At 68.9% G+C, this 23,310-nt stretch carries 22 protein-coding genes; 6 read left to right on the forward strand and 16 right to left on the reverse strand.

The window, feature by feature from the left end:
• Positions 1-267: helix-turn-helix domain-containing protein (locus ABZ260_RS20395; RefSeq protein ID WP_355619738.1), on the reverse strand; the 267-nt coding region annotated here is incomplete at its 3' end.
• A 132-nt stretch (positions 268-399) separates the two neighbouring features.
• On the opposite strand from ABZ260_RS20395, the gene betA reads away from it, so the two are divergent.
• From betA to ABZ260_RS20425, 6 genes are all read left to right on the forward strand, one after another.
• Entirely contained in the window at positions 400-2,040 is a 1,641-nt protein-coding gene (gene betA / locus ABZ260_RS20400; RefSeq protein WP_355619741.1) for a choline dehydrogenase, read from the forward strand.
• Positions 2,041-2,353: 313 nt separating this feature from the next.
• Positions 2,354-3,457, forward strand: a complete 1,104-nt coding sequence (locus ABZ260_RS20405) for a glycine betaine/L-proline ABC transporter ATP-binding protein (protein ID WP_355619800.1) — start codon at positions 2,354-2,356, stop codon at positions 3,455-3,457.
• On the forward strand, positions 3,454-5,451 hold the full coding sequence (locus ABZ260_RS20410) for an ABC transporter permease subunit (protein WP_355619744.1): 1,998 nt from the start codon (positions 3,454-3,456) through the stop codon (positions 5,449-5,451). The genes ABZ260_RS20405 and ABZ260_RS20410 overlap by 4 nt, the downstream gene beginning before the upstream one ends.
• 68 nt (positions 5,452-5,519) lie before the next feature.
• The gene (locus ABZ260_RS20415; RefSeq protein WP_355619747.1) at positions 5,520-6,518 is read left to right on the forward strand and encodes an ABC transporter substrate-binding protein; all 999 of its coding nucleotides are present in this window, start codon (positions 5,520-5,522) and stop codon (positions 6,516-6,518) included.
• A gap of 303 nt (positions 6,519-6,821) precedes the next feature.
• Complete coding sequence (locus ABZ260_RS20420; RefSeq protein WP_355619750.1) at positions 6,822-9,248, forward strand: FAD-dependent oxidoreductase; 2,427 nt, start codon at positions 6,822-6,824, stop codon at positions 9,246-9,248.
• Entirely contained in the window at positions 9,248-9,655 is a 408-nt protein-coding gene (locus ABZ260_RS20425) for a transposase (protein ID WP_355619753.1), read from the forward strand. Before ABZ260_RS20420 ends, ABZ260_RS20425 begins: the two co-directional genes overlap by 1 nt.
• Before the next feature lie 136 nt (positions 9,656-9,791).
• Here ABZ260_RS20425 and ABZ260_RS20430 read toward each other — a convergent pair whose 3' ends face one another.
• The 15 genes from ABZ260_RS20430 to ABZ260_RS20500 all read right to left on the reverse strand — a co-directional run bounded on the left by ABZ260_RS20430 (position 9,792) and on the right by ABZ260_RS20500 (position 23,009).
• Complete coding sequence (locus tag ABZ260_RS20430) at positions 9,792-10,550, reverse strand: trypsin-like serine protease (protein WP_355619756.1); 759 nt, start codon at positions 10,548-10,550, stop codon at positions 9,792-9,794.
• Positions 10,551-10,623: 73 nt separating this feature from the next.
• Positions 10,624-10,935, reverse strand: coding sequence for a transposase family protein (locus ABZ260_RS20435; RefSeq protein ID WP_355619761.1), 312 nt, complete (start codon positions 10,933-10,935; stop codon positions 10,624-10,626).
• Between the two features lie 84 nt (positions 10,936-11,019).
• Positions 11,020-11,541 (reverse strand): GNAT family N-acetyltransferase, encoded by a 522-nt coding sequence (locus tag ABZ260_RS20440; protein ID WP_355619766.1) that lies wholly within the window; start codon positions 11,539-11,541, stop codon positions 11,020-11,022.
• A 247-nt stretch (positions 11,542-11,788) separates the two neighbouring features.
• A complete protein-coding gene (locus ABZ260_RS20445; RefSeq protein ID WP_355619769.1) occupies positions 11,789-12,253 on the reverse strand; it encodes a calmodulin-binding protein in 465 nt (154 codons plus the stop codon).
• A gap of 433 nt (positions 12,254-12,686) precedes the next feature.
• Positions 12,687-13,490: an SDR family oxidoreductase gene (locus tag ABZ260_RS20450; RefSeq protein ID WP_355619772.1), complete on the reverse strand. Its 804-nt coding sequence runs from the start codon at positions 13,488-13,490 to the stop codon at positions 12,687-12,689.
• 24 nt (positions 13,491-13,514) lie between these two features.
• Complete coding sequence (locus tag ABZ260_RS20455; protein ID WP_355619775.1) at positions 13,515-14,459, reverse strand: carbohydrate ABC transporter permease; 945 nt, start codon at positions 14,457-14,459, stop codon at positions 13,515-13,517.
• On the reverse strand, positions 14,443-15,321 hold the full coding sequence (locus tag ABZ260_RS20460) for a sugar ABC transporter permease (protein WP_350926355.1): 879 nt from the start codon (positions 15,319-15,321) through the stop codon (positions 14,443-14,445). Before ABZ260_RS20460 ends, ABZ260_RS20455 begins: the two co-directional genes overlap by 17 nt.
• Before the next feature lie 77 nt (positions 15,322-15,398).
• Complete coding sequence (locus ABZ260_RS20465; protein WP_355619779.1) at positions 15,399-16,757, reverse strand: extracellular solute-binding protein; 1,359 nt, start codon at positions 16,755-16,757, stop codon at positions 15,399-15,401.
• A gap of 46 nt (positions 16,758-16,803) precedes the next feature.
• A complete protein-coding gene (locus tag ABZ260_RS20470) occupies positions 16,804-17,814 on the reverse strand; it encodes a dihydrodipicolinate synthase family protein (protein ID WP_355619782.1) in 1,011 nt (336 codons plus the stop codon).
• Positions 17,815-17,930: 116 nt separating this feature from the next.
• Entirely contained in the window at positions 17,931-18,674 is a 744-nt protein-coding gene (locus tag ABZ260_RS20475) for an amidohydrolase family protein (protein WP_355619785.1), read from the reverse strand.
• Complete coding sequence (locus ABZ260_RS20480) at positions 18,664-19,551, reverse strand: amidohydrolase family protein (protein ID WP_350926348.1); 888 nt, start codon at positions 19,549-19,551, stop codon at positions 18,664-18,666. The genes ABZ260_RS20475 and ABZ260_RS20480 overlap by 11 nt, the downstream gene beginning before the upstream one ends.
• A complete protein-coding gene (locus ABZ260_RS20485) occupies positions 19,548-20,654 on the reverse strand; it encodes an enolase C-terminal domain-like protein (RefSeq protein WP_355619788.1) in 1,107 nt (368 codons plus the stop codon). Before ABZ260_RS20485 ends, ABZ260_RS20480 begins: the two co-directional genes overlap by 4 nt.
• Positions 20,651-21,409, reverse strand: coding sequence for an amidohydrolase family protein (locus ABZ260_RS20490; RefSeq protein ID WP_355619791.1), 759 nt, complete (start codon positions 21,407-21,409; stop codon positions 20,651-20,653). Before ABZ260_RS20490 ends, ABZ260_RS20485 begins: the two co-directional genes overlap by 4 nt.
• Entirely contained in the window at positions 21,406-22,140 is a 735-nt protein-coding gene (locus ABZ260_RS20495) for a creatininase family protein (RefSeq protein ID WP_355619794.1), read from the reverse strand. The genes ABZ260_RS20490 and ABZ260_RS20495 overlap by 4 nt, the downstream gene beginning before the upstream one ends.
• 47 nt (positions 22,141-22,187) lie before the next feature.
• Positions 22,188-23,009, reverse strand: coding sequence for an IclR family transcriptional regulator (locus ABZ260_RS20500; protein ID WP_355619797.1), 822 nt, complete (start codon positions 23,007-23,009; stop codon positions 22,188-22,190).
• Between the last annotated feature and the right edge of the window lie 301 nt (positions 23,010-23,310).

Below are 23,310 nucleotides of genomic sequence, written 5' to 3' on the forward strand. Positions count from 1 at the left end.
CAGGCGCTCGTGCAGGAGTGTGGTGACCGCGCAGCTCCACCCGTCGTTGACCTGGCCGATCAGGTTCTCCGCGGGGATGTGCACGTCGTCGAAGAGCGCGCCCAGCAGCCGGAACGCCGTCGACTTGTGCACCGATATCTCCTGGGCTATCTCGCTCACCCCGGCCTCGCGGCGCTCGGCGAGGATCTCCAGGATGGTGATGGCCCGGTCGACGGACTGGACTCCACCGCTGCTGTCGGTGCGACCGCCGAGAGGATCGTTGCCCATAGCGCAACTGTAGGTGCTGGAAAGGGAACGAACGTCATCGGGGACGACAATATCCGTTGCGAATAGTGCACCTTATTGCGCCATTAGCTACAATTTCGAACACTGTTCCTGCTTGAGCGAGGCGAGGCGGACATGTACGACTTTGTCATCGTTGGAGGTGGCTCGGCCGGAAGCGCCCTCGCCAACCGGCTCTCCGCCGACCCCGCCAACCGGGTGCTGGTGCTGGAGGCGGGTCGCCCGGACTACCCGTGGGACGTCTTCATCCACATGCCGGCCGCGTTGCCCTTCCCCATCGGGAACCGCCTCTACGACTGGAAGTACGCCTCCGAGCCCGAGCCGCACATGAACGGCCGCCGCATTTACCACGCCCGGGGCAAGGTGCTGGGTGGCTCAAGCAGCATCAACGGCATGATCTTCCAGCGGGGCAACCCGCTGGACTACCAGCGCTGGGGCGCCGACCCCGGCATGGAGACCTGGGACTTCGCCCACTGCCTGCCGTATTTCAAGCGTATGGAGAACTGCCTGGCCGCCGACCCCGCCGACCCGATGCGCGGGCGGGGCGGGCCCCTCGTGCTGGAACGCGGACCGGTGCGCAATCCGCTGTTCGGGGCCTTCTTCGAGGCGGTGCAGCAGGCCGGATACCCGCTGACCGACGACGTCAACGGCTACCGACAGGAGGGCTTCGCCCGGTTCGATCGCAACATCAGCAGGGGGCGCCGGCTGTCCGCCGCCCGCGCCTATCTGCACCCGGTCGCGAAGCGCCCCAACCTGGAGGTCAGAACGCGGGCGTTCGTCACCGGAATCCTCTTCGAGGGAAAGCGCGCCGTCGGCGTCGAGTACGACGGCCGGACGGTCCGCGCGGGCGAGGTCATCCTCTGCGGCGGCGCGATCAACTCACCGCAGCTGCTCCAGCTCTCCGGGGTGGGCGACGCCGCCGAGCTGGGCGCCCTCGGCGTCGACGTCGTGCACGACCTGCCGGGCGTCGGCGAGAACCTCCAGGACCACCTGGAGGTCTACATCCAGTACGGCTGCAGGCGGCCGGTCTCCATGCAGCCCGCGATGAAGTGGCGCAACCGGCCGTGGATCGGCGCGCGCTGGCTGTTCGCGCGGAGCGGTCCCGGTGCGACCAACCACTTCGAGGCGGGCGGCTTCACCCGGAGCAACGACGATGTCGACTACCCCAACCTGATGTTCCACTTCCTGCCCATCGCGGTCCGCTACGACGGCTCGGCTCCGGCGGGCGGGCACGGCTACCAGGTGCACATCGGGCCGATGTACTCGGACTCCCGAGGCTCGGTGAAGATCAGGAGCACCGATCCCCGGGTCCACCCGGCGCTCCGTTTCAACTACCTGTCCACCGCGCAGGACCGGCGCGAGTGGGTGGAGGCGGTCCGCGTCGCCCGAGACATCCTCAACCAGCCGGCCATGGACGAGTTCAACGCGGGGGAGCTGTCGCCGGGGCCCGGGGTCGAGACCGACGAGGAGATCCTCGACTGGGTGGCCAGGGACGGCGAGACCGCGCTGCACCCCTCGTGCACCGCGCGGATGGGCGTCGACGACATGTCCGTGGTGGACCCGCGCTCCATGCGGGTGCACGGCCTCGAGGGACTGCGTGTGGTGGACGCCTCGGTGATGCCGTACGTGACCAACGGCAACATCTACGCGCCGGTCATGATGGTGGCGGAGAAGGCGGCGGACCTGATCCTGGGCAACACCCCGCTCGCCGCCGAGCACGTCGACTTCTACCGGCATCGCGACGGCTCCGCCCGCTGACCGCAGGCCAGGACGCCGAACTCTCGCCGGGGTGCTGCCCGGCCGCCTCCGAAGCAAGCCACCCGAGCGACCGGTTCACCGATCGGGTAATGACGGGGGTGAGTTTCTTACGATTGAGTCGGCATGGTAATGAAGCTCGTAAAGCCTTGACTGGGTGAATGAAAAGGGTCGATTCTGTTCCTCGCTAAGCGTTCCGATGCGCCATACGCAACGAGCTACGCGATGACCGGAAGGATGTCCCTTCGTGTCAGATCTCCACCTCGACGGCGACAGGAGAGATCTCGTCGCGGAGGATCAGCGGGCCGTCCTCGACGTGCGCGGTCTCTGGAAGGTCTTCGGCCCGCGTGCCGACAAGGTCGTCGGAACCCCGCTCCAGGAGCTCTCGCGAAGCGAGCTGAGGGCCAGTACGGGCTGCGTGACCGCGATCCGCGACGTCTCCTTCACCGTGCGGCCCCAGGAGGTCTTCGTCGTCATGGGCCTGTCCGGCTCGGGCAAGTCCACCCTCGTACGCTGCCTGACCCGGCTCATCGAGCCGACGGCCGGTGAGGTGCTGTTCGACGGTGCGGACATCCGCAAGGCCGGTGACAGGCAGCTGCGCGAGCTGCGCCGCCACCGCTTCGCCATGGTCTTCCAGAACTTCGGGCTGCTGCCGCACCGGCGGGTCCTGGACAACGTGGCCTACGGGCTGGAGATCCGCGGGACCCGGAAGGAGGCCCGCTACGAGCGGGCCAGACAGATGGTCGAGCTCGTCGGGCTCTCCGGCTCCGAGGACTCCTACCCCGACCAGCTCTCCGGCGGCATGCAGCAGCGCGTCGGGCTGGCCAGGGCGCTCGCGGTGGACCCCGACGTGCTCTTCTTCGACGAGCCGTTCTCCGCGCTCGACCCGCTGATCAGGCGGGACATGCAGAACGAGGTCATCCGGCTGCACCGTGAGGTGGGCAAGACGATGATCTTCATCACGCACGACCTGAGCGAGGCGCTCAAGCTCGGCGACCGCATCCTCATCATGCGCGACGGCGAGCTCGTCCAGCTGGGCACGCCTGAGGAGGTCGTCGGGGCGCCCGTGGACGACTACGTGCGCGAGTTCGTCAGGGACGTGCCCCGCTCGCACGTGCTCACGACCCGCTGGATCGCGCGCCCACCCCGGCGGGACGAGCCCCTGGACGGGCCACAGGTCGGGCCGGACGTCGTGGTGCGCGACGCCGTGCACACGGTCCTGCGCGCGACGAGCCCGGTCAGGGTCGTCGACGGTGGCGAGCTGCTGGGCGTCATCACCGCGGAGGAACTCCTGGGAGTACTCACCGAACCCTCTCCCGACGAGACCCCCGCGGCACCCCCGCGGGAGACCCCCGCGGTGCTCACCGAGGAGACTTCCGGCAGGCCCGCCGCGCCGGCCAGGTCAGGGGAGCAGGGGTGACGGCCACCGGGGCCACCCCTGCCGGTGGTCTGCGGCGCCTGCCCGCCTGGCCGCGCCGCTACCTGCTGGCCGCCGTCGTCGCGGCCTGGGTGCTGGTCTGGGTGTTCGTCCAGGGGCGTGACACCTTCCAGCTCGGCGGCGCGGAGCTGACGCCGCTGCACGTGCGGATCAACGAGGCGAGCGAGGTCGTCGACAACAGCAGGAACGACAGTCCGTTCTTCCTGTACTTCGTCAACTACATCCGGCTCTTCCTCGACGAGGCCGTCACGTTCGTCCAGGCGCTGATCAGCCGGCCGTCCTTCGGGCGGCCACTGCCGGTCATCGGCTGGCTGGGCGTGGTCACCGTCGCCACGGCGGTCGCGTTGCTCTGGGGAAACCTCAGGGTCGCGGTGCTGACCGCGGCCGGTTTCGCCTCCTTCGGCCTGCTGGGCCTGTGGGAGGAGAGCATGGACACCCTCGCCCTCACCCTGGCCGCGGTCGTGATCTCGTTGCTGATCGGCATCCCGCTCGGTGTCTGGGCCGGGGTGAACGACCGGTTCAACCGCCTGGTCACCCCGGTGCTCGACTTCATGCAGACGATGCCGACGTTCGTCTACCTCGCGCCGCTCACCCTGTTCTTCCTCATCGGCCCGGCGAGCGCCACCGTGGCGACGGTCATCTACGCCGCACCGCCCGCGATCCGCATCACCGCGCACGGCATCCGCGAGGTGCGCCCCGCGATCCTGGAGGCCGGCACCTCGCTGGGCTCCACCGCCTGGCAGCTGCTGAGCAAGGTACGGCTCCCGCTGGCCAAGCGGACCATCATCGTCGGCGTCAACCAGACCATCATGGCCGCGCTCTGCATGGTCACCATCGCCGCGCTGATCGACGCCCCGGGGCTGGGCAAGACAGTCATCAAGGCGCTGGAGACCCTCGACGTCGGCAGCGCCTTCAACGCGGGCCTGGCCATCGTCATCATGGCCATCGTGCTCGACCGGGTCACCTCCGCCGCCGGCAGGCGCGTCGAGACCCGGTACCGGGCCGGCCGCTCGCGGGGGCCCGGCCGCCGCCGTGCCGGGATCGGCGCCGTCCTGGCGGGCACCGGCGTGCTGGTCTATCTCTCCCACACCTATGTGTGGGCCGCGGAGTTCCCGAGCGAGGCGAACCTGGGGCCGTACGTCCGCCGGGGCGTCGACGCGGCGACCCTGTGGGTGCAGGACAACCTGGCCGCCTACACCGGCGCGTTCAAGAACGCCGTCTCCTACGGCCTGCTCAACCCGTTCGAGGCGCTGCTCACCGACTCGCCGTGGTGGCTGGTCGCCGCGGTGGTGATCGCGTTCGCCGCGATCCTGGCGAACGTCAGGGTCGTGCTGGTCACCGCGGCCTGCCTCGCCCTGCTCGTGCTGCTCGGCCTGTGGCAGGACAGCATGGTGACGCTGGCCTCGACGCTCGTGGCCACGGTCCTGGTGATGATCCTCGGGGTGGCGTTCGGCGTCTGGATGGGGCGCAGCGACCGCGTCGACCAGCTGGTGCGGCCCGTCCTGGACGCCGGGCAGACCATGCCGCCGTTCGTCTACCTGGTGCCGATCCTCGGCCTGTTCGGCGCGACCCGGGTCACCGCGATCATCGCCGCGGTCGTCTACGCCGCGCCGGTCGCGATCAAGCTCACCGCGGATGGCATCCGCGGCGTCTCCCCGAGCGCGGTGGAGGCCGCCACGGCCGCGGGCTCGAACACCTGGCAGCTCATCACCAAGGTGCAGCTGCCGATGGCACGCAGCGCGGTGACCCTCGCAGCGAGCCAGGGACTCATCTACGTGCTGGCCATGGTCGTCGTCGGCGGCCTGGTCGGCGCGGGCGCGCTCGGCTACGACGTGGTGGCGGGCTTCTCCCAGCTGCAGTTACGAGGCAAGGGGCTCGCGGCGGGCGTGGCGATCGTGGTACTCGGGATCATGCTGGAGCGCATCACCAGGACGGCGGCGCGGCGGGCGGACGCCGAGGCGCACGGCGTCCACTGAACACGACGGACAGCGATCCCGTCGCCCCGACACGGTGGCGGGCGGACTCGTATACAGGAGGACCTGTGGTGACAGTTTCGAGGATCGGGCGACCACGGGCGGTGGCGCTCCTGCTGGCCGGCGGCCTTCTCGTCTCCGCGTGCGGCGGGGCGAAGGTCGGCGAGAGCAGTGAGGGCACAGCCGCCCCCGCCGCCTCCGGCGCGGAGGGTAAGAAGCCCTGCGGCGCGGTCAACATCGCCATCAACCCGTGGGTCGGGTACGAGGCGACCGCGGCGGTCATCGCCCACGTGGCCGAGAAGGAGCTCGGCTGCGCGGTCACCAAGAAGGACCTCAAGGAGGAGGTCGCCTGGCAGGGGTTCGCCACCGGTCAGGTCGACGCCATCGTGGAGAACTGGGCGCACGACGACCTGAAGAAGAAGTACATCGAGGAGCAGAAGGTCGCCGTCGCGGCGGGTTCGACGGGCAACAAGGGAGTCATCGGCTGGTACGTGCCGCCGTGGATGGCCGAGAAGTACCCCGACATCACCGACTGGAAGAACCTCAACAAGTACGCCGAGCTGTTCAAGACCTCGGAGTCGGGTGGCAAGGGGCAGTTGCTCGACGGCGACCCGTCCTTCGTGACCAACGACGCGGCCCTGGTGAAGAACCTGAAGCTGGACTACAAGGTCGTCTACGCGGGCAGCGAGGCGGCGCTGATCACCGAGTTCAGGAAGGCGGAGAAGGAGAAGAAAGCGCTGCTCGGCTACTTCTACGAGCCGCAGTGGTTCCTGGCGGAGGTCAAGCTCGTCAAGGTCAACCTGCCCGAGTACACCGAGGGCTGCGACGCCGATGCCGAGAAGGTGGCCTGCGACTACCCGCTCTATGACCTCGACAAGATCGTGAGCAAGAAGTTCGCCGACTCCGGCAGCCCGGCGTACGAGCTGGTCAAGAACTTCTCCTGGACGAACGAGGACCAGAACCTGGTGGCCAAGTACATCTCCGAGGACAAGATGACGGCCGAGGAGGCCGGGGAGAAGTGGGTCGGCGACAATCCCGACAAGGTGAAGGCCTGGCTCCCCACCGGCTGAGCGGGCGGCGGTCCCGGCGGCTCGACGGCCCGCACCGCACCGGGCGACACCAGGCGACAGGGATCGGTGCCGGCGGAGTGCGACAGGCATCGGGCGCGGTGCGAAGTGACATGGCGCGGCGTCACGCGGAGCGGCGCGGATCGGGCACGGCGCGGACGGCGACAGCGTCCGCGGCGTGCTCCGATGCCGTGCCCGGACCCTTCACCGGCGGGTACGGCCCGTTCTTGACAGCGCCACCCGCAAAGGGAGAATCTGTTGCGGGAAGCGCACCGCGTTCCGGACTGTGCAACGACGGAGGTGTGTATGGCGGGCCAACGCGTTGTCATCATCGGAGCAGGTGTCGTCGGGGCGGCCCTGGCCGACGAGCTCTCGGCGAAGGGCTGGGACGACATCACGGTCGTCGACCAGGGCGCCGTGCCCGCCACCGGAGGGTCGTCCTCCCACGCGCCGGGGCTGGTGTTCCAGACCAACCCGTCCAAGACCATGACCGAGCTGGCCCGCTACACGGTCGAGAAGCTCGTCGCGCTCGACTGCTTCCTCCAGGTGGGCGGCCTGGAGGTGGCCACCACGACCGAGAGGCTCGCCGAACTGCACCGCCGCCACGGCTGGGCCACCGCCTGGGGGGTCGAGGCGCGCCTGCTCACCCCCGAGGAGTGCGTGGAGCGCCACTCCCTGCTCGACAAGGCCAGGGTCCTCGGCGGGCTGTTCGTCCCGACCGACGGCCTGGCCAGGGCCGTACGCGCCGTCGAGGTCCAGCTGGAGCGAGCACGGGAGCGGGGCGTGCGCGTGCTGGACCGGCACGAGGTGCGAGACATCCGGGTCGAGGACGACCGGGTGGCGGCCGTCGTCACCGACCGGGGTGAGATCCCCGCCGACCTCGTGGTCTGCTGCGCCGGCATCTGGGGCCCCAAGATCGCGGGCATGGTCGGCATGGCGTTGCCGCTGACCCCGCTGGCCCACCAGCTCGCCTGGACCGGCCCCGTCCCCGCGCTCAGCGGGCAGAGCGCGGAGGCCGTCCGGCCGATCCTGCGCCACCAGGACGCCGACCTGTACTACCGGGAGCGGTTCGAGCGGCTCGGCATCGGCTACTACGGTCACCGCCCGATGCCGATCGCCCCGGAGGAGATCCTCCCGGTCGCCGATGCCGAGGTCATGCCCTCGGTGCTGCCGTTCACCGGCGACGACTTCGCCCCCGCCTGGGCCGAGACGCGGGCGCTGCTGCCCGCCACCGAGCAGGCAGCGCTCGAAGAGGGCGTCAACGGCCTGTTCTCCTTCACCACCGACAACATGCCGCTGCTCGGCCGGTCGCGCGACGTGCGAGGCTTCTGGGTGGCCGAGGCCGTGTGGGTCACCCACTCGGCGGGGGTGGGCCGGGCCATGGCCGAATGGCTGGCCGACGGCCACTGCTCCTCCTTCGACCTGCACGAGTGCGACGTCAACCGGTTCGAGGCCCACCAGCTGGCCCCCGAGTACGTGCGCACCCGCGACTGCCAGAACTTCGTCGAGGTCTACGACATCATCCACCCGCTCCAGCCGGCCGAGAACCTGCGCCCGCTGCGCACCAGCCCCTTCCACGCCCGCCAGCGCGAGCTGGGCGCGTACTTCCTGGAGGCCGCCGGCTGGGAGCGCCCCCAGTGGTACGAGGCCAACGCCTCCCTGGTCGAAGGCCGCGACATCCCCCGGCCGAACGACTGGGCCGCCCGTTACTGGTCACCGATCGTCGGCGCCGAGGCCCAGGCCTCGCGCGAGGCCGTCGCGCTCTACGACATGAGCGCGCTCAAGCGGATCGAGGTCGCGGGCCGGGGGGCCGCCGCCTTCCTCCAGCGGATCTCCACCGGCGACGTCGACAAGTCCGTCGGCTCTGTCACGTACTGCCTGCTGCTCGACCACGACGGCGGTATCCGCAGCGACATCACCGTGGCCAGGCTGGGCCGCGACCTGTTCCAGGTCGGCGCCAACGGCAACCTCGACCTCGACTGGCTCCACCGTCACCTGCCCGCCGACGGATCGGTCACCGTCACCGACGTCACGCCGGGCACCTGCTGCGTCGGGGTCTGGGGCCCGCGGGCCCGCGACGTCGTGGCCCCGCTGGCCGGTCCCGGGTTCGGTCCCGGTGGCTTCCGCTACTTCCGCGGCGCGCGCGCCCACGTCGGCACCGTGCCCGTCACCGCGCTGCGGCTCTCCTACATCGGGGAGCTGGGCTGGGAGCTCTACACGACCGCCGACATGGGCGCCAAGCTGTGGGACACCCTCTGGGAGGCCGGCCAGGCGCACGGGATCATCGCCGGGGGCCGGGGCGCCTTCAACAGCCTGCGGCTGGAGAAGGGCTACCGTTCCTTCGGCACCGACATGACCTACGAGCACGATCCCTACGAGGCCGGCCTCGGCTTCGCCGTGCGCAAGGCCGACAGGGGTGACTTCATCGGCCGCGCGGCCCTGGCCGAGCGCGGCGCGGCGACCCGGCGCCGGCTGACCTGCCTCACCGTCGACGACCCCGCGGCCGTCGTCATGGGCAAGGAGCCGGTGTACGACGGCGCGTCCTGCGCCGGATACGTCACCAGCGCCGCCTACGGCTACACGATAGGCAGGGGCATCGCCTACGCCTGGCTGCCCGCCGAGCTGTCCGTGCCGGGGCGAGAGCTGCACATCGGCTACTTCGACCGGCGGGTGAGTGCCGTCGTCGCCGAGGAGCCGCTCTACGACCCGGCGATGGAGCGGCTGCGTGGTTAGTGCGCCGACCGGGAACTCCCCGGCGCTCGAACGCGACGGGGCACGCCTGCAACGCCGCCGCGACCAGGGCCGCCGAGGTCGCGTTCGCCCTGGAAGACCTCTCGGGCATTCGGGAGCCGGTCACGGTTCGCAAGGCTCAGCGTGCCGACCTGCACTTCTGGGGTTTCCACCAGCTACGGACGTTCGTGACGTACAAGGCCGCCCTGGCCGGGGTAGCGGTGCGGTTGGTGGATCCGCGTAACACCTCCCGCACCTGCCCTGGGTGCGGTCACATCGACAGGCGGAATCGTCCTACCCGGGATGAGTTTCGGTGTGTTTCGTGCGGGCTCGTCGGCCCGGTGGATTACTTCACGGCGATCAATATCGGTCGCCGGGCAGCGCGTCACGCCGCCGACGACGCGGCCTGAACCGTACCTGCCGGGTACGGCGAGAAGCTGACAAGGTCGGAGTCACACCGCCGTCATCCTGCATCATGTGACTCACCGTCACCACCGATTTCACGCCAGAGCCGTTTACCGGTCGGGCCCGGTCCGCCTCACCCGTTCAGGGAAGCGTGACGAACTTTCCGAGGAAAGCCCGGGCCGAAGGGGTGTCCAGGCGGTAGTTGTAGTTGGTCGCCGCCCTGCATGCCTCGCCGTCTCCGCTGATCGTCGTGGCCACGAGCAGGTCCGAGGTGGACCCTCCCAGGAAGTTCGGGCCGCCCGAGTCGCCGTAGCAGGTTCCGCCGTCGCCTTTGGAGGGGTTCGGTGACAGTTCGAGCCATCTGCGGGTGAGGTTCTCAAAGGAGATGGATGTCTGGTTGCGGGTGTCGGTGTAGGTCAGCCGCATCCCGTGCTTCCCCTTGGTCGAGGCCAGGGCGCCGTACCCGACCGGGGTGAATCGCGTCGCCTTCAGGTCGCTGCCGGCTTCGAGGCGGTTGAGCAGACCCTCGGTGGGCAGCCTGGCGGGCTTGATGTCCGGGACGGCCGTGTCGAAGACGACGACGGCCAGGTCATGAAGGGCGGACTCGTCTTTGTATCGCGAGTCGAGGACGTAGCGGCCGGTGTAGACCTTGTCCCCGGGCCGGTAGTGGCTGGAGAACGAGACCCGGGCGGTCTTCTGCCCCGGTTCCGCGCAGTGGGCGGCGGTGAGGAAGACCGTCGGCGAGATGAGCGTGCCGGTGCAGTAGGACCACGTGCCATCGCCGTTCGGCTTGTCGCCGATGACGGCTCCCACCTGCGGGTGGGCTGTCAAGTCGGGCGAGCCGTTCGTGATGGCCCACGCGGGGGACATGGCGGTCGCGATCAGCGTGACAGGAATCATGACAAAAGGTATAAAACGCACAGGGGAACTGTAGCCACTCGAGGGTTGTACTTGACACAAAGCGCGAAGAGATCTACTCGACGCTTGCCGAGCCGCCGTCGGCGGAGCCGTCCCGGTGCTGCTGGACGGGGGTGTCCGGCGCGGCCTGGGTGATCTTTCCGATACGCCAGGGATCGAGGCTCACCCGGCGTAGGGCCTTGAATGTGACGGTGAGCAGGGCGTTCGCCCGTTCGTCGACTCCTCGCAGGCCGCGGAGCAGCTTGTTGTAGGTGTGCTGGTCATGGTCGAGTTTGGGCTGGCCTGCCTTCTTCTTGATCGGGTCGACAGAACCAGCTACAAAGCCACAATCAACATCGACATCCTGACCACCCGCACCCCTTGACACTGAACGCCCGCCCCTAATTACGCGGAGTTGTGGCTAGTACTCCAGCCGTTGAGTTCGTGCCGGCCCCGCCAGTAAGATCACAAACTAGATCTTGATCCAGTAGCGCCGTGCGGGACCGTACTCGGTGTCCCGTACGCTTTCGAGGACGCCGCCGTTGTGTTCGATCGTCTTCACCGAGGCGAGGTTGTCGACTTCGCAGACGATCAGCACCCGGTCCAGACCGAGCGCCCGCGCCTCGTCGAGCATCCGGCCCAGTGCCCAGGTGGCCAGCCCACGCTGACGTGAAGACGGTCGGACACCGTACCCGATGTGGCCAAACTGCAGCACGTAGTCGTTGAGCCCGTGCCGCAGCGCGATCCCGCCGTGCACCCGGTCACCCTCGACGATCCACCGATACATGCAACTCGTTCGGCCGGTCTCCACCGGCTTCGCTGGATCCGACTCCTCAGCCAGTCGCGCCACCCAGGCCGCGAATCCGTCCGGTGAGTCGACCTCGTCGGACGGCCCCAGCCCGAATCCGTCCTCGTGGAGGCCGGGGCCCCACTCGTGATGCGCCTCAAGCCAGGCGGAGTGCAAGCGTGTGGTGGGCGCGATCAGTTCAGGCATACGGCGACGGTACTCATCCAGACCGTCACGATCTATGGCTGGAGTACTGGGCGGTGGTTCCCGGGCTCTGGCCCTGAACTTGGCTGGAGCGACTACGGATCCGGCCGGGACTCGCGGTCACCGCAACGGCGGACGTAACGCCTACCGTTCGTGAGCGGCCGGGCGAGGAGGCGGGCCACTGTCCGTCCCGTGGACGTGGTCCGCGCGCCTCTCCCCGGGCGGTGACCACCCGGCGGTACGGACGCCGTTACGGCGCGGGGACCTCCTTCACCAGCTTCGAGCTCCAGGGGCACCAGAGATTTCCGGGCAGGAACGCGCCGCCCGCCTCGTCGAGGTGGTCCTCGACGTATGTCATCGTGGCGTCGCACACCTCGATGGCCGCGTCGAAGAAGCCCAGCGTGGCCGGGTCGAAGTGGTAGCTCCAGCCGGGGTTGAACGGAGCGGGACGCTTGATGATCCGGCCCAGCAGGTGGGGCCTCTCCCTGTCCGTGCCGCTCACCAGGTCCCTGGCGTGCTTGATGTCCGCCTCTTTGTCGATCTTGACGATGAACGACCTCCTGCTGATGTCGGTCATCTCGAAGTAGGCCGGTGGGTCTGCGGCGTCGCGCCGCGCCGCACCGTCGAACTGCTCGGCCTGGGCGGGCTGGATCCCGGCGAGGGCGAGCATCGCGACCGCCGCGCAACTGCCGATCTTGGTGAATACGCGTCGCATGGAGCATCCTCCTGTGTCGGTTGGGCCATGATCACAATCACTGGTTGCACAGTGTATTGAATCAATGACTCATGGTCACAGAAGGCTCTCGGTGTGCCCGCCTCCTCGACGTCGGGCACGAGGAGGCGGCCGACATGTCTTGCCCCCTCCCGGCGTCACGATCACTTCTCTGTGAGCGGTGACTCGCGGACCGCCGCCGGGAATGGTGCGCCAGTGGTGTCGGTAAGGTCCGTCGTCATGACAATCTTCATTGAGAATCCACGGATGGTGTTTGTTCAGACGCACGGCCAGAACAACAGCGGTAGCGGCGGGTTCCGAACTTTCTCATGTTCACCGTAGGGGGAGACCGGCAGAATTGCTCCAATGTCACCACGGACCCGGCCGGCGCCGGTGCTTAGCACGCCGGCCTCCTCGCGAACGAGGCGTTCTCGTGTTATCCGGCGTCGACGACGGCCGCGCCGATGTCCACGGCCATGGCCCGGCTTCCGGCCAGGAGGCCGCCGTCCACGGGCAGGTCGATTCCGTTGATCCACGATGCGCGGTCGCCCGCCAGGAACGCGACGGCCTCGGCGACGTCGTCCACGGTGCCGACCCGTCCCATCGGATACCACGAGGCAGCCTTGTCCAGGGCGTGCGGATCGGTCGCGAGCCGCTCCTCCCAGATCGGGGTGGCGATCGTGCCCGGCGACACCGAGTTGACGCGCACGCCGTACGGTCCGTACTGGGCGGCCAGGCCGCGGGTGAGGTTGAGCAGCCCGGCCTTGGCCGCGCTGTAGGTGTCGTTGCCGAAGTAGCGATGGCCGTTGACCGAGGCCACGTTGACCACGGCTCCCCGCCGGGCCTCGCGCATGCCGGGCAGGACCGCCTGGCACAGGCGGATCGCTCCGCCGAGGACGACGTCCACGTCGACCGACCAGACCGGTTCGGGCACGGACTCGAACCCGAGGTTGCTGCAGACGGCGGCGTTGTTGACCAGGACGTCCACCGGGCCGTGGCGCGAGGTGATCGAGCCGATCGCCGAGCGGACGGACTTCTCCGAGCGCACGTCGAGGTGGACCGGCTCGGCGCCCTCGATGGTGTCCGCGATCGCGCGCGCCGCGTCCAGGTCGACGTCGGTGACGATCACCGTGGCGCCGCCGGTGTGCAGGACCCGCGCGATCGCCGCCCCGATCCCCCCGCCGGCGCCGGTGATCAGCACGCGGCGCGGTGAAGTCGCGTCCCGAGGACCAGATGACATGGATCTCCCTTTCTCCGCTGTGGCTCAGCCCTTGAGCGCGCCGGCCGTCAGCCCCTTGGTGATCTGCTTCTGCAGTACGGCGAATCCCAACAGTACGGGGGTGACCGTGATCATCATCCCGGCGAACAGCGTGGCCCAGTTGGTGCCGTAGTCGGCGGCCTGGCCCAGCTGGAACAGCCCGAGCGGCAGGGGCATCTTCTCCGGCGAGTGGATCAGCAGCAAGGCGTAGAAGAACTCGTTCCAGTTCTGCAGGAAGCTGATGATGGCGACCGACGCCAGTCCGGGCCCCATGAGGGGGAGGATCACCGAGATGAACGTGCGGGCCGGGCCGGCCCCGTCCATCGCCGCCGCCTCCTCCAGGTCGTACGGCAGGGTCTTCATGAAACCGACCAGGACGAAGACGTTGAACGGCAGGTTGTAAGTGGCGTAGACGAGAACGAGCCCGAGCCGGCTGTCGAGGAGGCCGAGATCCTGCATGATCAGGTAGAGCGGCGCGAAGGTGACCATCCACGGGATCATCAGCCCGAGCAGGAACGTGCTGAGCACCACGCCGCTGAACCTGAAGGTGATCCGGGCCAGCGGGTAGGCGGCGAACACGGCCAGCACGACGCCGATCGCGGTGGAGGCGACGCTGATGACCACGCTGTTGCCGAAGAACAGGCCGATGTTGGCCTGGTTCCAGGCGTTGACGTAGTTGTCCCAGCGCCAGGCGTCGGCGATCTGCCAGGGGGGTGAGGAGATGAACTCGCGGTTGGTCTTCATCGACACGTTGAAGACCCAGGCGTAGGCACTGATCGAGGACAGCGCGACCCCGCCGAGCAGCAGGTAGAAGAAGAGGTGGTGCGGGCGGAAAGGGGCGCGGGGCCGGGATGGGCCACCCCTGCGCCTCGGGGTGGGGACGGGTGGGTGGGGCGTGGCCGCGGGGCCGGCCGGGGTGGGGCGCTCGGTCAGATCAGTACTGGAGGTCATCGCGCTTCATCACCTTGTTGAGGAGCTTGGCCACCGTCAGCATGACCACCACGAGTACGACGCCGATGGCCGCGGCATAGCCGAAGTCGGCCCGGTCGAAGGCGACGCGGTACATCAGGGTGCCGACGGTGTCGGTCGAGCCGAAGGGACCGCCTCCGGTCATGATGTAGACGAAGGCGAACGTCTGCAGGCTCTGAACCACCCACAAGATGGCGAGCATGCGCATGAGGTCGAGCATCATCGGCAGCATGATGCTCCAGAACACCCGCCACTCGCCCGCCCCGTCGATGCGCGCGGCCTGCAGGACGTCGGTGGGCAGTCGTTCGAAGCCGGCGCACAGCAGGACGATCCAGATGCCGATGCCGTGCCACACGGACACGAACGTCACGGCGGCCAGCGCGGTGGAGGGGTCGCCGAGCCAGATCTTGGCCAGGGCGCCCAGTCCCATGGACTCCAGTGTGGGGTTGATCAGGCCGAGGGTGGGGTGGTAGAGGAACTTCCACATCAGTGAGACGACGGCGACCGACAGGACCACCGGGGCGAACACCACGAACCTGAAGAAGCGCTCGCCGTGGATTCGCTGTGACAGGGCCCAGGCGATCGCCATGGCGGGCGGGAACAGCATGCCGCTGCCGATGAGGGTGAGCAGGAACGTGTTCTTGAGCGAGTTGAAGAAGGCGGGATCACCTGTCAGCAGGCGATACTGGTCGATCCCGACGAATCGCATCGTCCCCGTGCGGGAGAACTCGTTCAGCGACAGGTCCACCGTTTTGATCAACGGGTAGAGGAAGAAGACCCCCAGTAGCGCGAGCGCGGGTATCAGAAAGGGGATGATGATGCGTCGCTGGGCCGCCTTGAGCATGTGACCTCCGGGGTTCACATCCGCCGCGGGCTCCGCCGCGGGAGCGGAGCCCGGGAGGCGGGTTCGGTTGACGGGGTTCAGTTGCCGTGGACCCGGCGCAGTCCCTTGTCGAGGTTGTCGAGAGCCTGCTGGGCGTCCTGCTTACCGAAGAGCAGCTTGGCGATCTCGGGATAGACGATGTCCTTGGCCTTGGACTCCATCAGGCCGTAGTAGCTCGCCTGGAGCCGGTCGGCCTTGGCCACGACGTCGGAGATGCCCGGCAGGCCGGGAGGGCTAGCCACCCCCTTGACCCCGGAGACCTCGCCGATCTCGTTGGCCCTGCGGGTCTGGGTCTCCACGCTGGTGACCCGGCGGATCCACTCCAGTGAGAGCGGGATGTTCTCGCTCTTCGCGGATACCGACATCAGCTGGGCGGCGGCGAGCATGCTCGCCTGGTCGCCGGTCCCGCCGGCCACGGTCGGGAACTGCAGGACGCCCAGCTCGAAGTCCTTGGGGATCACGTCGGCCATCTCGCTGACGAGCCAGCTGCCCATGAGGATCATGCCGGCCTTGCCCTGGAAGAACTGGGCCTGGGCGGCGGTGAAGTCGGTGCCCTCGAACCCCTTGAGGAAGCCCTTCCTGTCACGCAGGTCCTGGAGCATCTGCAGTCCCTTGAGGAATCCCGGGTCGTCGGTGATGTTCCCTTTGCCCTCGGTGAGGATGTCGTGGGCCTTGTCATAGCCGACGGTGCGCAGCCAGATGTTGTCGCTCCACATGCCCATATAGGGCTCGAACAGGCCGGTGACCGCGATCGGGTCCACGCCGGCGGCCTTGAGGCCGTCAGCGGCCTTGGTCAGGTCGTCCCAGGTGGCGGGCGGGGTGATGTTGTGCTTTTTGAAGAGCCCCGCGTTGTAGAACAGCACCTGCAGGGACAGCTCGGAGGGGACGCCGTAGATCTTCTTGCTCGTCGGGTGCTCCATGAACTGCATGACCGCCGGGCTGAACTGGTCCAGCCAGGGCTTGCCGGTGGTCGTGTCGACCTGGTCCAGGTAGGGCTTGAGGTCGAGCAGGGCGCCGCTGTCGGCCCACTCCAGCAGCGCCGGGTTGGTGCCGTCGAACATCGTGTAGTCGACGTCCAGCCCGTCGCCCGCGCGCCACCTCTGCTCCAAGGCCGGGCGCGCCTTGGTGTTGGCGAAGGTCGGCTTCAGGTCGGCGCCGGCGTGGTCTTTCTCGATCCCGGCGGCGATGTCCTCCAGGAACTTCAGGGAGGGGGTGCCGACGGCCGGGAGTACGCCGACCTCGATCGAGCCGCCCTTGATGTCCTGCTGCCAGCTCTTGGCGTCGGGAGCCTGCTGGGCGGCCTGGTTCGCGCCGGTCGCGCCGCCTGTGCCGCATGCGGTCAGAACCAGGCAGGGAACAACGATAAAACCGACCAGTACCTTACGTGCTACTTTCACCGAGAAACCTCCATTCCTAGTGATATCTGGTTTAGTGTCGTTGTTTCTAGATTTCTGTCTCATTTGCCGGGCCTCGTCCGGATAGATCGGGCAGCAGGTCCGCGAACTCCTGGAGAAAGACCTCGATCCGGCGCAGTTCCTCGGCGTCGAGCAGGTGGGCGGGCCCGCGGCAGTGGGCGCTGTCGATGAGGCCCCGGCGGAACGAGATCTGCTTCTCGGCGGCGATGATGAGCTCGGTGTCGAGCATCCAGTACGAGATGTAGGGCAGCAGTCGCCGGTGCAGGTCCTCGCCACCGGCCTCGTCGCCCGAGGTGAGCCGGCGCCAGATCTCGACGTAGATCTCGGTGAACGAGCATCCGGGCTGGCTGCCCACCGCACCGCGCCGCCAGGCGTCTGGGAGTTGCACTCCGGCGTAGCCCTCAAGCGAGGTCACCGGCGGGTCGAGGGCGGCCAGTTCGCCGATGAGCCGCCCGGGTGGGTTGGACTCCACCTTGATCAGCCGGAGGTTCGGGTGAGTGCGCACCAGGGCGGCGATGGTGGCCGCGTCCAGGCTGGTTCCCGTTTCGTTCGGGGCGTACTGCAGTACCACCGGGGTCGGAGCGACCGCGTCCAGGACCGTTGTCACGTGCTCGATCTGGGAGCGGCGTGAAGGGCTGAGAAAGTGCGGTGCCAGCAGGTTGATCAGGTCCGCCCCGGCGGCCACGACCTCGCGGGCGCGGGCGACGGCCATCCGGGTGGTGTGGTCCTGCACCGCGACGATCGCGGCGAGGTCCCGCCGGTGGGCGGTCCGCCGCAGGAGGATCCCGGTCAGCTCGCGACGCTCGTCCTCGGTGAGTTTGTAGTACTCCGAGGCGAACCCCGGAAACATCACGCTCGTCACGCCCGTGCCGAGGACGTGGTCGACGACCCGGCCGAATCCCTCGAAGTCGACGTCTCCGGTGTCGGTGAACGGAACCCCGAGAACGGGCGAGATCCCCCGGACCAGGGTCGAGGCGTCAGTGAGGCCACCGCCGTCGAGAGGAGTCGCCGCAGGTGAGGCACTCGTCTGGACGTTCATTCGCCCTCCTGTCTCAATGAAGCTTGATGTACGAAATACCGAAAATATTTTCTTAAATAGGAACGATAGACGCCCCAGCCCGCATCCGACAAGGGGTTGCGGGGGGAGACGGTTGGTCAGCCGAGAGAAGGTGGCAGAAGGCGCATGACGGTGCCGCCGAGCACCTCGCGTCGCGCGTCGTCGTCGATCGGCCAGTCCAGCACCCGGCGCAGTTCGGCGCGCGGCACCGCGTAGGGGGCGTCGGTGGAGAAGACCAGCCGCGACGGGCCGATCTGCGGATCCCGGCCCAGCTCGACCAGGACGGTGTCCCACGGCGCGTAGCTGGTGTCGCCGTAGAGGTTCGGCGCGTAGCGCAACGCCGGCGCCGCGTCGATCCAGAAATCGGTGGCACCGCTGCGACCCATCACGAACGGCGTCTCCGGCCGGCGTCGGGCCAGGCTGGCCAGGGGCAGCGGCAGCGCGCTCGGGGGAGTGCCGGTGCGGACGTAGACGGGCCAGCCCGCCTCGGCCGCGAAGTCCAGCAACGGATCCAGGAGCCCGTCGAGAAGATCGAAGCCCTGAAGCACGCTGTCCACGTTGAGAGCGCGGGCACCGGCGTCCCTGGCACGTTCCAGCTCCTCCACGGCCGCTCGTCCACGCCATGGATTGGCGACCGCGTACGGGATCAGCCGCCCCTCCGACGCGGCCGCGGCCGCGGCCACCCGCTCGTTGCCGGCCCGGTTGTCGTAGGCGATACAGCGTTCGTCCGGTGCCACCAGGGCCACGTCGATGCCCAGTGAGTCCATCGTCGCGATCAGCTGATCGGCCTCCAGGCCGGCCTCACGTCCCTGCCCCAGCCGTACATGCGCGTCAACGATCAACGGGTTCTCCCACGGTCAGGCCGAGGGCGGAGAGCGCGTCGGCGTGGATGATCTGCTCGATGAGTTCGGCCGGTACGCGCGGCAGCGCGGTACCCTCCAGGATCCTGTTGACGCCGCGCAGTCCCGCCATCGCCTCGCCGGTGTTGGCGATCGGGTAGTCCGAACCGAGCAGGAGCTTGTGCGTGCACCCCCATTCGACCGCGGCCAGCAGCGACTCGTAACAGACCCACGGCCGCAGATAGATCGAGGAGACGTCGGCGTAGACATGGGGGTGCTTGCGGATCGTCGCCACGGTCTCCTTACCCCAGGGGTGGCCCATGTGGGCCATGACGATGCGCAGCTCGGGGAAGCGCAGCGCGACCTCGTCGGTCACCAGCGGGTAGGTGTAGCGCAGCGGCGCCGCACGGATCGGCGACGCCCCCTGATGGAAGAGGATGGGCAGCGCGTTCCGCTCGCAGTAGGCGTAGAACGCCAGCGCGGGCTCCCCGAGCGGATCGAAGTTCTGGTAGTTCGGGCCGAGCTTGACGCCGACGAGCCCCATCTCACGACACCGCTCGGCCTCCTCCAGGCAGTCGGCGGACGTGGGGTCGACGGACATGAACCCGATGCGGCGGGCGGGATCGTTGGCCACGAACTCCGCGGTCGCGTCGTTGGTACGTTCCGGAGCGTGCGGTATGCCGGTCGCGGCGGCCGGGTCGGCCACCGCGATGTTGAACACGATCGCGACGTCCGCCGCGGACATGGCGCTGTCGAAGTCGGCCCAGCTGTTCGTGGTGACGACGGGACGATCGGTGCGCCAGGAGGTGAAGACGCACACCTCCTCGGCCGGCACCGTGTCGCGGTGGGTGGGAGTATGGGCATGAACATCGACGATCATCGAAATTTCCTCATCAGGTCCGCTCGTGGCCGGACCCCCAGTCCGGGGGAGTCGCCGAGCCTGACGCGACGGCCGTCGCTGTCCAGCGGCTCGGCGAGGATGTCCTCGGTGTAGTAGTGCGCGCCGATGATGTCGGAGGGGAACTCCCGCGACAACACCGGCAGCGCGCAGGCGACATGGAGTTGCGCGGCGGCACCGATCCCCAGCTCGCCGTTGGAGCCGATGAGCGTGTCGACCCCGAAGGAGGAGGCGAGCAGGCCCATCGCCACGGCGCGCCCGGGCCCGCCGCTCTTGCCCACGTACAGGCTGACGCAGTCGGCGGCCTCCGCCCGCACCAGCGCGGTCAGGTTGGCCAGGCCGAAGACGGACTCGTCGGCGATCACCGGCAGGCCGAGGTTCCGCAGCTGCCGCATGCCGTCCAGATCGGCCGGTGCGACCGGTTGCTCGACGAACGCGACACCCTGTTCGGCCAGCGCGGGGATCGCCCGGACCGCCTGGCTGCGCGTCCATCCTCCGTTGGCGTCGGCCCCCAGGAAGGCCGCGGGACCGGCGAGCTCCCGGGCCCGGGACACCCGGGCGACGTCACCGGCGACGCCGAGCCCGACCTTGACCTTGAACGCCTGGAATCCGGCCCCGGTCGCCGCACGGAAGACCGAGTCCAGCGCCGTGGCGTCACCGGACAGGGAGAGCTTGATCGGGACCTCGTCGCGGTACGGGCCGCCGAGCGCCACGGCGAGCGGGACGTCGAGAGTCCGGGCGAACGCGTCCCACAGCGCGATGGACACGCCCGCCTTGGTGAACGGGTTGCCCGCGAGCAGCCGGTCCATCAGGAGCTCCAGGCCGCCGACCGGCGCGAGCGGCCGGCCCACCAGGGCGGGGGCCAGGATCTCACGGATGAAATGGGCGGCGCTGACGCCGTCCTCGCCGCTCCACAGCGGCGTCGCACTGACCTCGCCGTACCCTTCGACGCCGGTGCTGGTCACCACGCGGACCAGCAGGAAGTCCGAACGGGCGTGGGTTCCCCTGGCGCCGGTGACGACCAGGTCCGGATGTACCTGGAGGCTGATCGCCGCGGTGTGGACCGCGACGACGGTCGGTCTCACCGCCCCGCCAGCAGTGCGCGGGGGTTGTCGACCAGCATCGCCCGGCGCTGCTCGTCGGTGATCCCCCACCCGTCGATCTCGGCCACCCGGGCCACCGCGTAGTCCTGGCTCTTGCGGTCCGACAGTCCGGCGTCGGTGCCGAACAGGACCTTGTGGGAGGGCGCCCGAAAGAGGATCTCGCGCGCCGCGTAGGGCGGCGTGCCGCAGATGCAGATGTAGAGGTTGGGGGTCTCGATGGTGAGGGCGAGCGACTCCCGCCAGGTGTCGTGCAGCCCGGCGTGCCCCAGGACGACCGGCAGGGAGGGGTGCCGCCGGGCCAGGGCCGCGATCTGACCGCCGGTGGAGTAGGGCGGTGTCCCGTCATGGCTGAGCAGAATGCCGCCGCTCTGGGCGAGGACGTCACAGATCGGGTCGAGCGCCTGCTCGTGCATGCTGAAGCCCTGCAGCCACGGATGCAGCTTGAGGCCGCGCAGCCCGAGCTCGTTGAGCATTCGGTCGACCTCTCCGGGGGCGTCCGCGCGACGCGGGTGCACGGTCCCGAAGCCGGCGAGCCGCCGCGGGTACTCTCCGACGAAGGCGGCGAGGTCGTCGTTGGTCTCGGGAGTGGCGTCGAAGAGGCCGTCGTGGCTGAGGACCACCGCCTGGTCGATGCCGGCCGAGTCCATGAAGGCGACGAACTCGTCCGCGCCGAACGTGACGCCGCCCAGCCAGCTGGTGGTGCGCCAGGTGGGGGTGTGGGTGTGGAAGTCGATCACAGGACGCCCGCCAGCTCGACCAGGCGGTCCGCCGCCCGGCCGACGAGGTCTTCCAGCCGCCGTTTGCCCTCGTCGGCCTGGGCCAGTTCGGGCCGGTCGGTGAAGCCGTCGATCCGGCGCCACACGGCATCGGAGTGCAGGTCCACTCCCTGGACGGTCACGACCTCGGGCACCTGGGGGCGGGGGGCGCGCGGGCCGACCAGGTCGGGCCGGAGGGCCAGGACCATCGAGGTCTCGAACTCCCCGGCGTGTCCCGGCACCGGCGGCTCGCCTTCGGTGTCGGCGAGCCGCCAGTAGTCCAGGTGCGCGACGGACAGGTCGAACCGGGTCGAGCCCGCGGCGGCCGCGGCGTGGCAGACCCCGACGTTGCCGCCGTGCCCGTTGAGCAGGACCACCCGCCGCCCGCCCTGCGCCGCGATCGAGCGCAACAGGTCACAGATCACGGCCAGCAGCGTCTCCGGTGACAGGGAGAGCGTCCCGCCGTAGGGCAGGTGGTGATCCGAGGCACCCCAGTCGATCGCGGGAGCGACGATCAGCGGCCTGTCGCTACGGCCGGCCGCCGCCGTCGCCGCGCCGTCGGCGATCGCGGCGGTGATGAGGGCATCCGTCGAGGTCGGCAGGTGCGGCCCGTGTTGCTCGGTCGCACCGACCGGGATGATGACGACGGCTCCGGGCAGGTGCCGCCTTAGCCGGTCACGATCCGTTTCGGACCATCGCAGAGCTATCGACACATCAAACATCCTTCGATATATCGTATTTATTTCCGATACATCGAATCTTAGGAGCCGACGAGCTCGGATGGCAATGACCCGTTCCGACATCCGAGCCGCCGGGAGATCACGATGCCGAGGTGGACGACACCCGCCGCGGCGGCGTCACGCCGGTCGCCGACGAAGTCACGGGCGAAACCGGTCACCCCGACCGCCCCGGTGATCCGGCCCTCGGCGTCGAAGAACGGCGCGGCCAGGCAGGAGATCTCGGCCTGCTCCTCTTCCTCCTCGATGGCGTAGCCGTCGGCGCGCACCCTCTCCAGCAGTTCCATGAACGCCTTCGAGCTGGACTCCCGGGCCCGCGGTCCCTGCCCGGCCGCCAGCCGCGGCAGCAGGACGGCGAGTTCGTCGGCGGGCAGGTGGGCCGCGATGGCCCGGCCCAGCGCGGTCAGGTCGAAGGGCGCGACCTTGCCCGGATAGGTGTCGAACTGGATGAAACCCGGGGTCGCGGCCTTGGCCACGTAGACCACCGACGCGCCGTCCAGGACCCCGATGTGGACGGGCATCCCCAGCTCCTCGGCGAGCGCGCGCATCTCGGCGGTCGCGATCTGCGACAGGTCGACCTTGCGCACCAACTGGCTGGCCAGACTGTAGAGCCGCAGTGTGGGACGCCAGAAGTGGCTGCGCCCGACCACCCGGCGGGTGGCGTACCCACGGTGCTCCAGGGTGTAGACGATGCTCGCGCAGGTCGCCAGCGGGATACGGGTCACCTTGGCCAGCGCCGTCAGCGTGAGGTCCTCGTCGGCCGTCACCAGCTGCTCAAGAACGGTCAGCGTGCGGTCCACACCTGGAGACGCCGGGCGCTCCGCCCCGCTGCCACCATCAGACATCGATCGGTCCTACCTTTCGGTTCGTCGTTCCCGTGCTTCACGGCACCGGCGTCGGTGGCTGCCCTTCGGAACGGGGTTCGATATTCTGGCATTCCGATAATAGTTTCATTATATCGAAAGTATGGGATTCATGGGTGCCGAACACACGAACCCGGGACCAGTCGTTTCCGGTGTCGTAGCCATCATCCGCCTGCGTGAGGGTGAACCCGACGACGCCATCGCGACCGCCCTGCTGGGCGGTGGGGTGGACGTCATGGAGGTGACCCTGCCCACCCCCGGGGCCCTCGCCGCCATCCGCCGC

Origin of the sequence: Streptosporangium sp. NPDC006013 (assembly GCF_040614275.1) — a bacterium.
Classification (GTDB): domain Bacteria; phylum Actinomycetota; class Actinomycetes; order Streptosporangiales; family Streptosporangiaceae; genus Streptosporangium.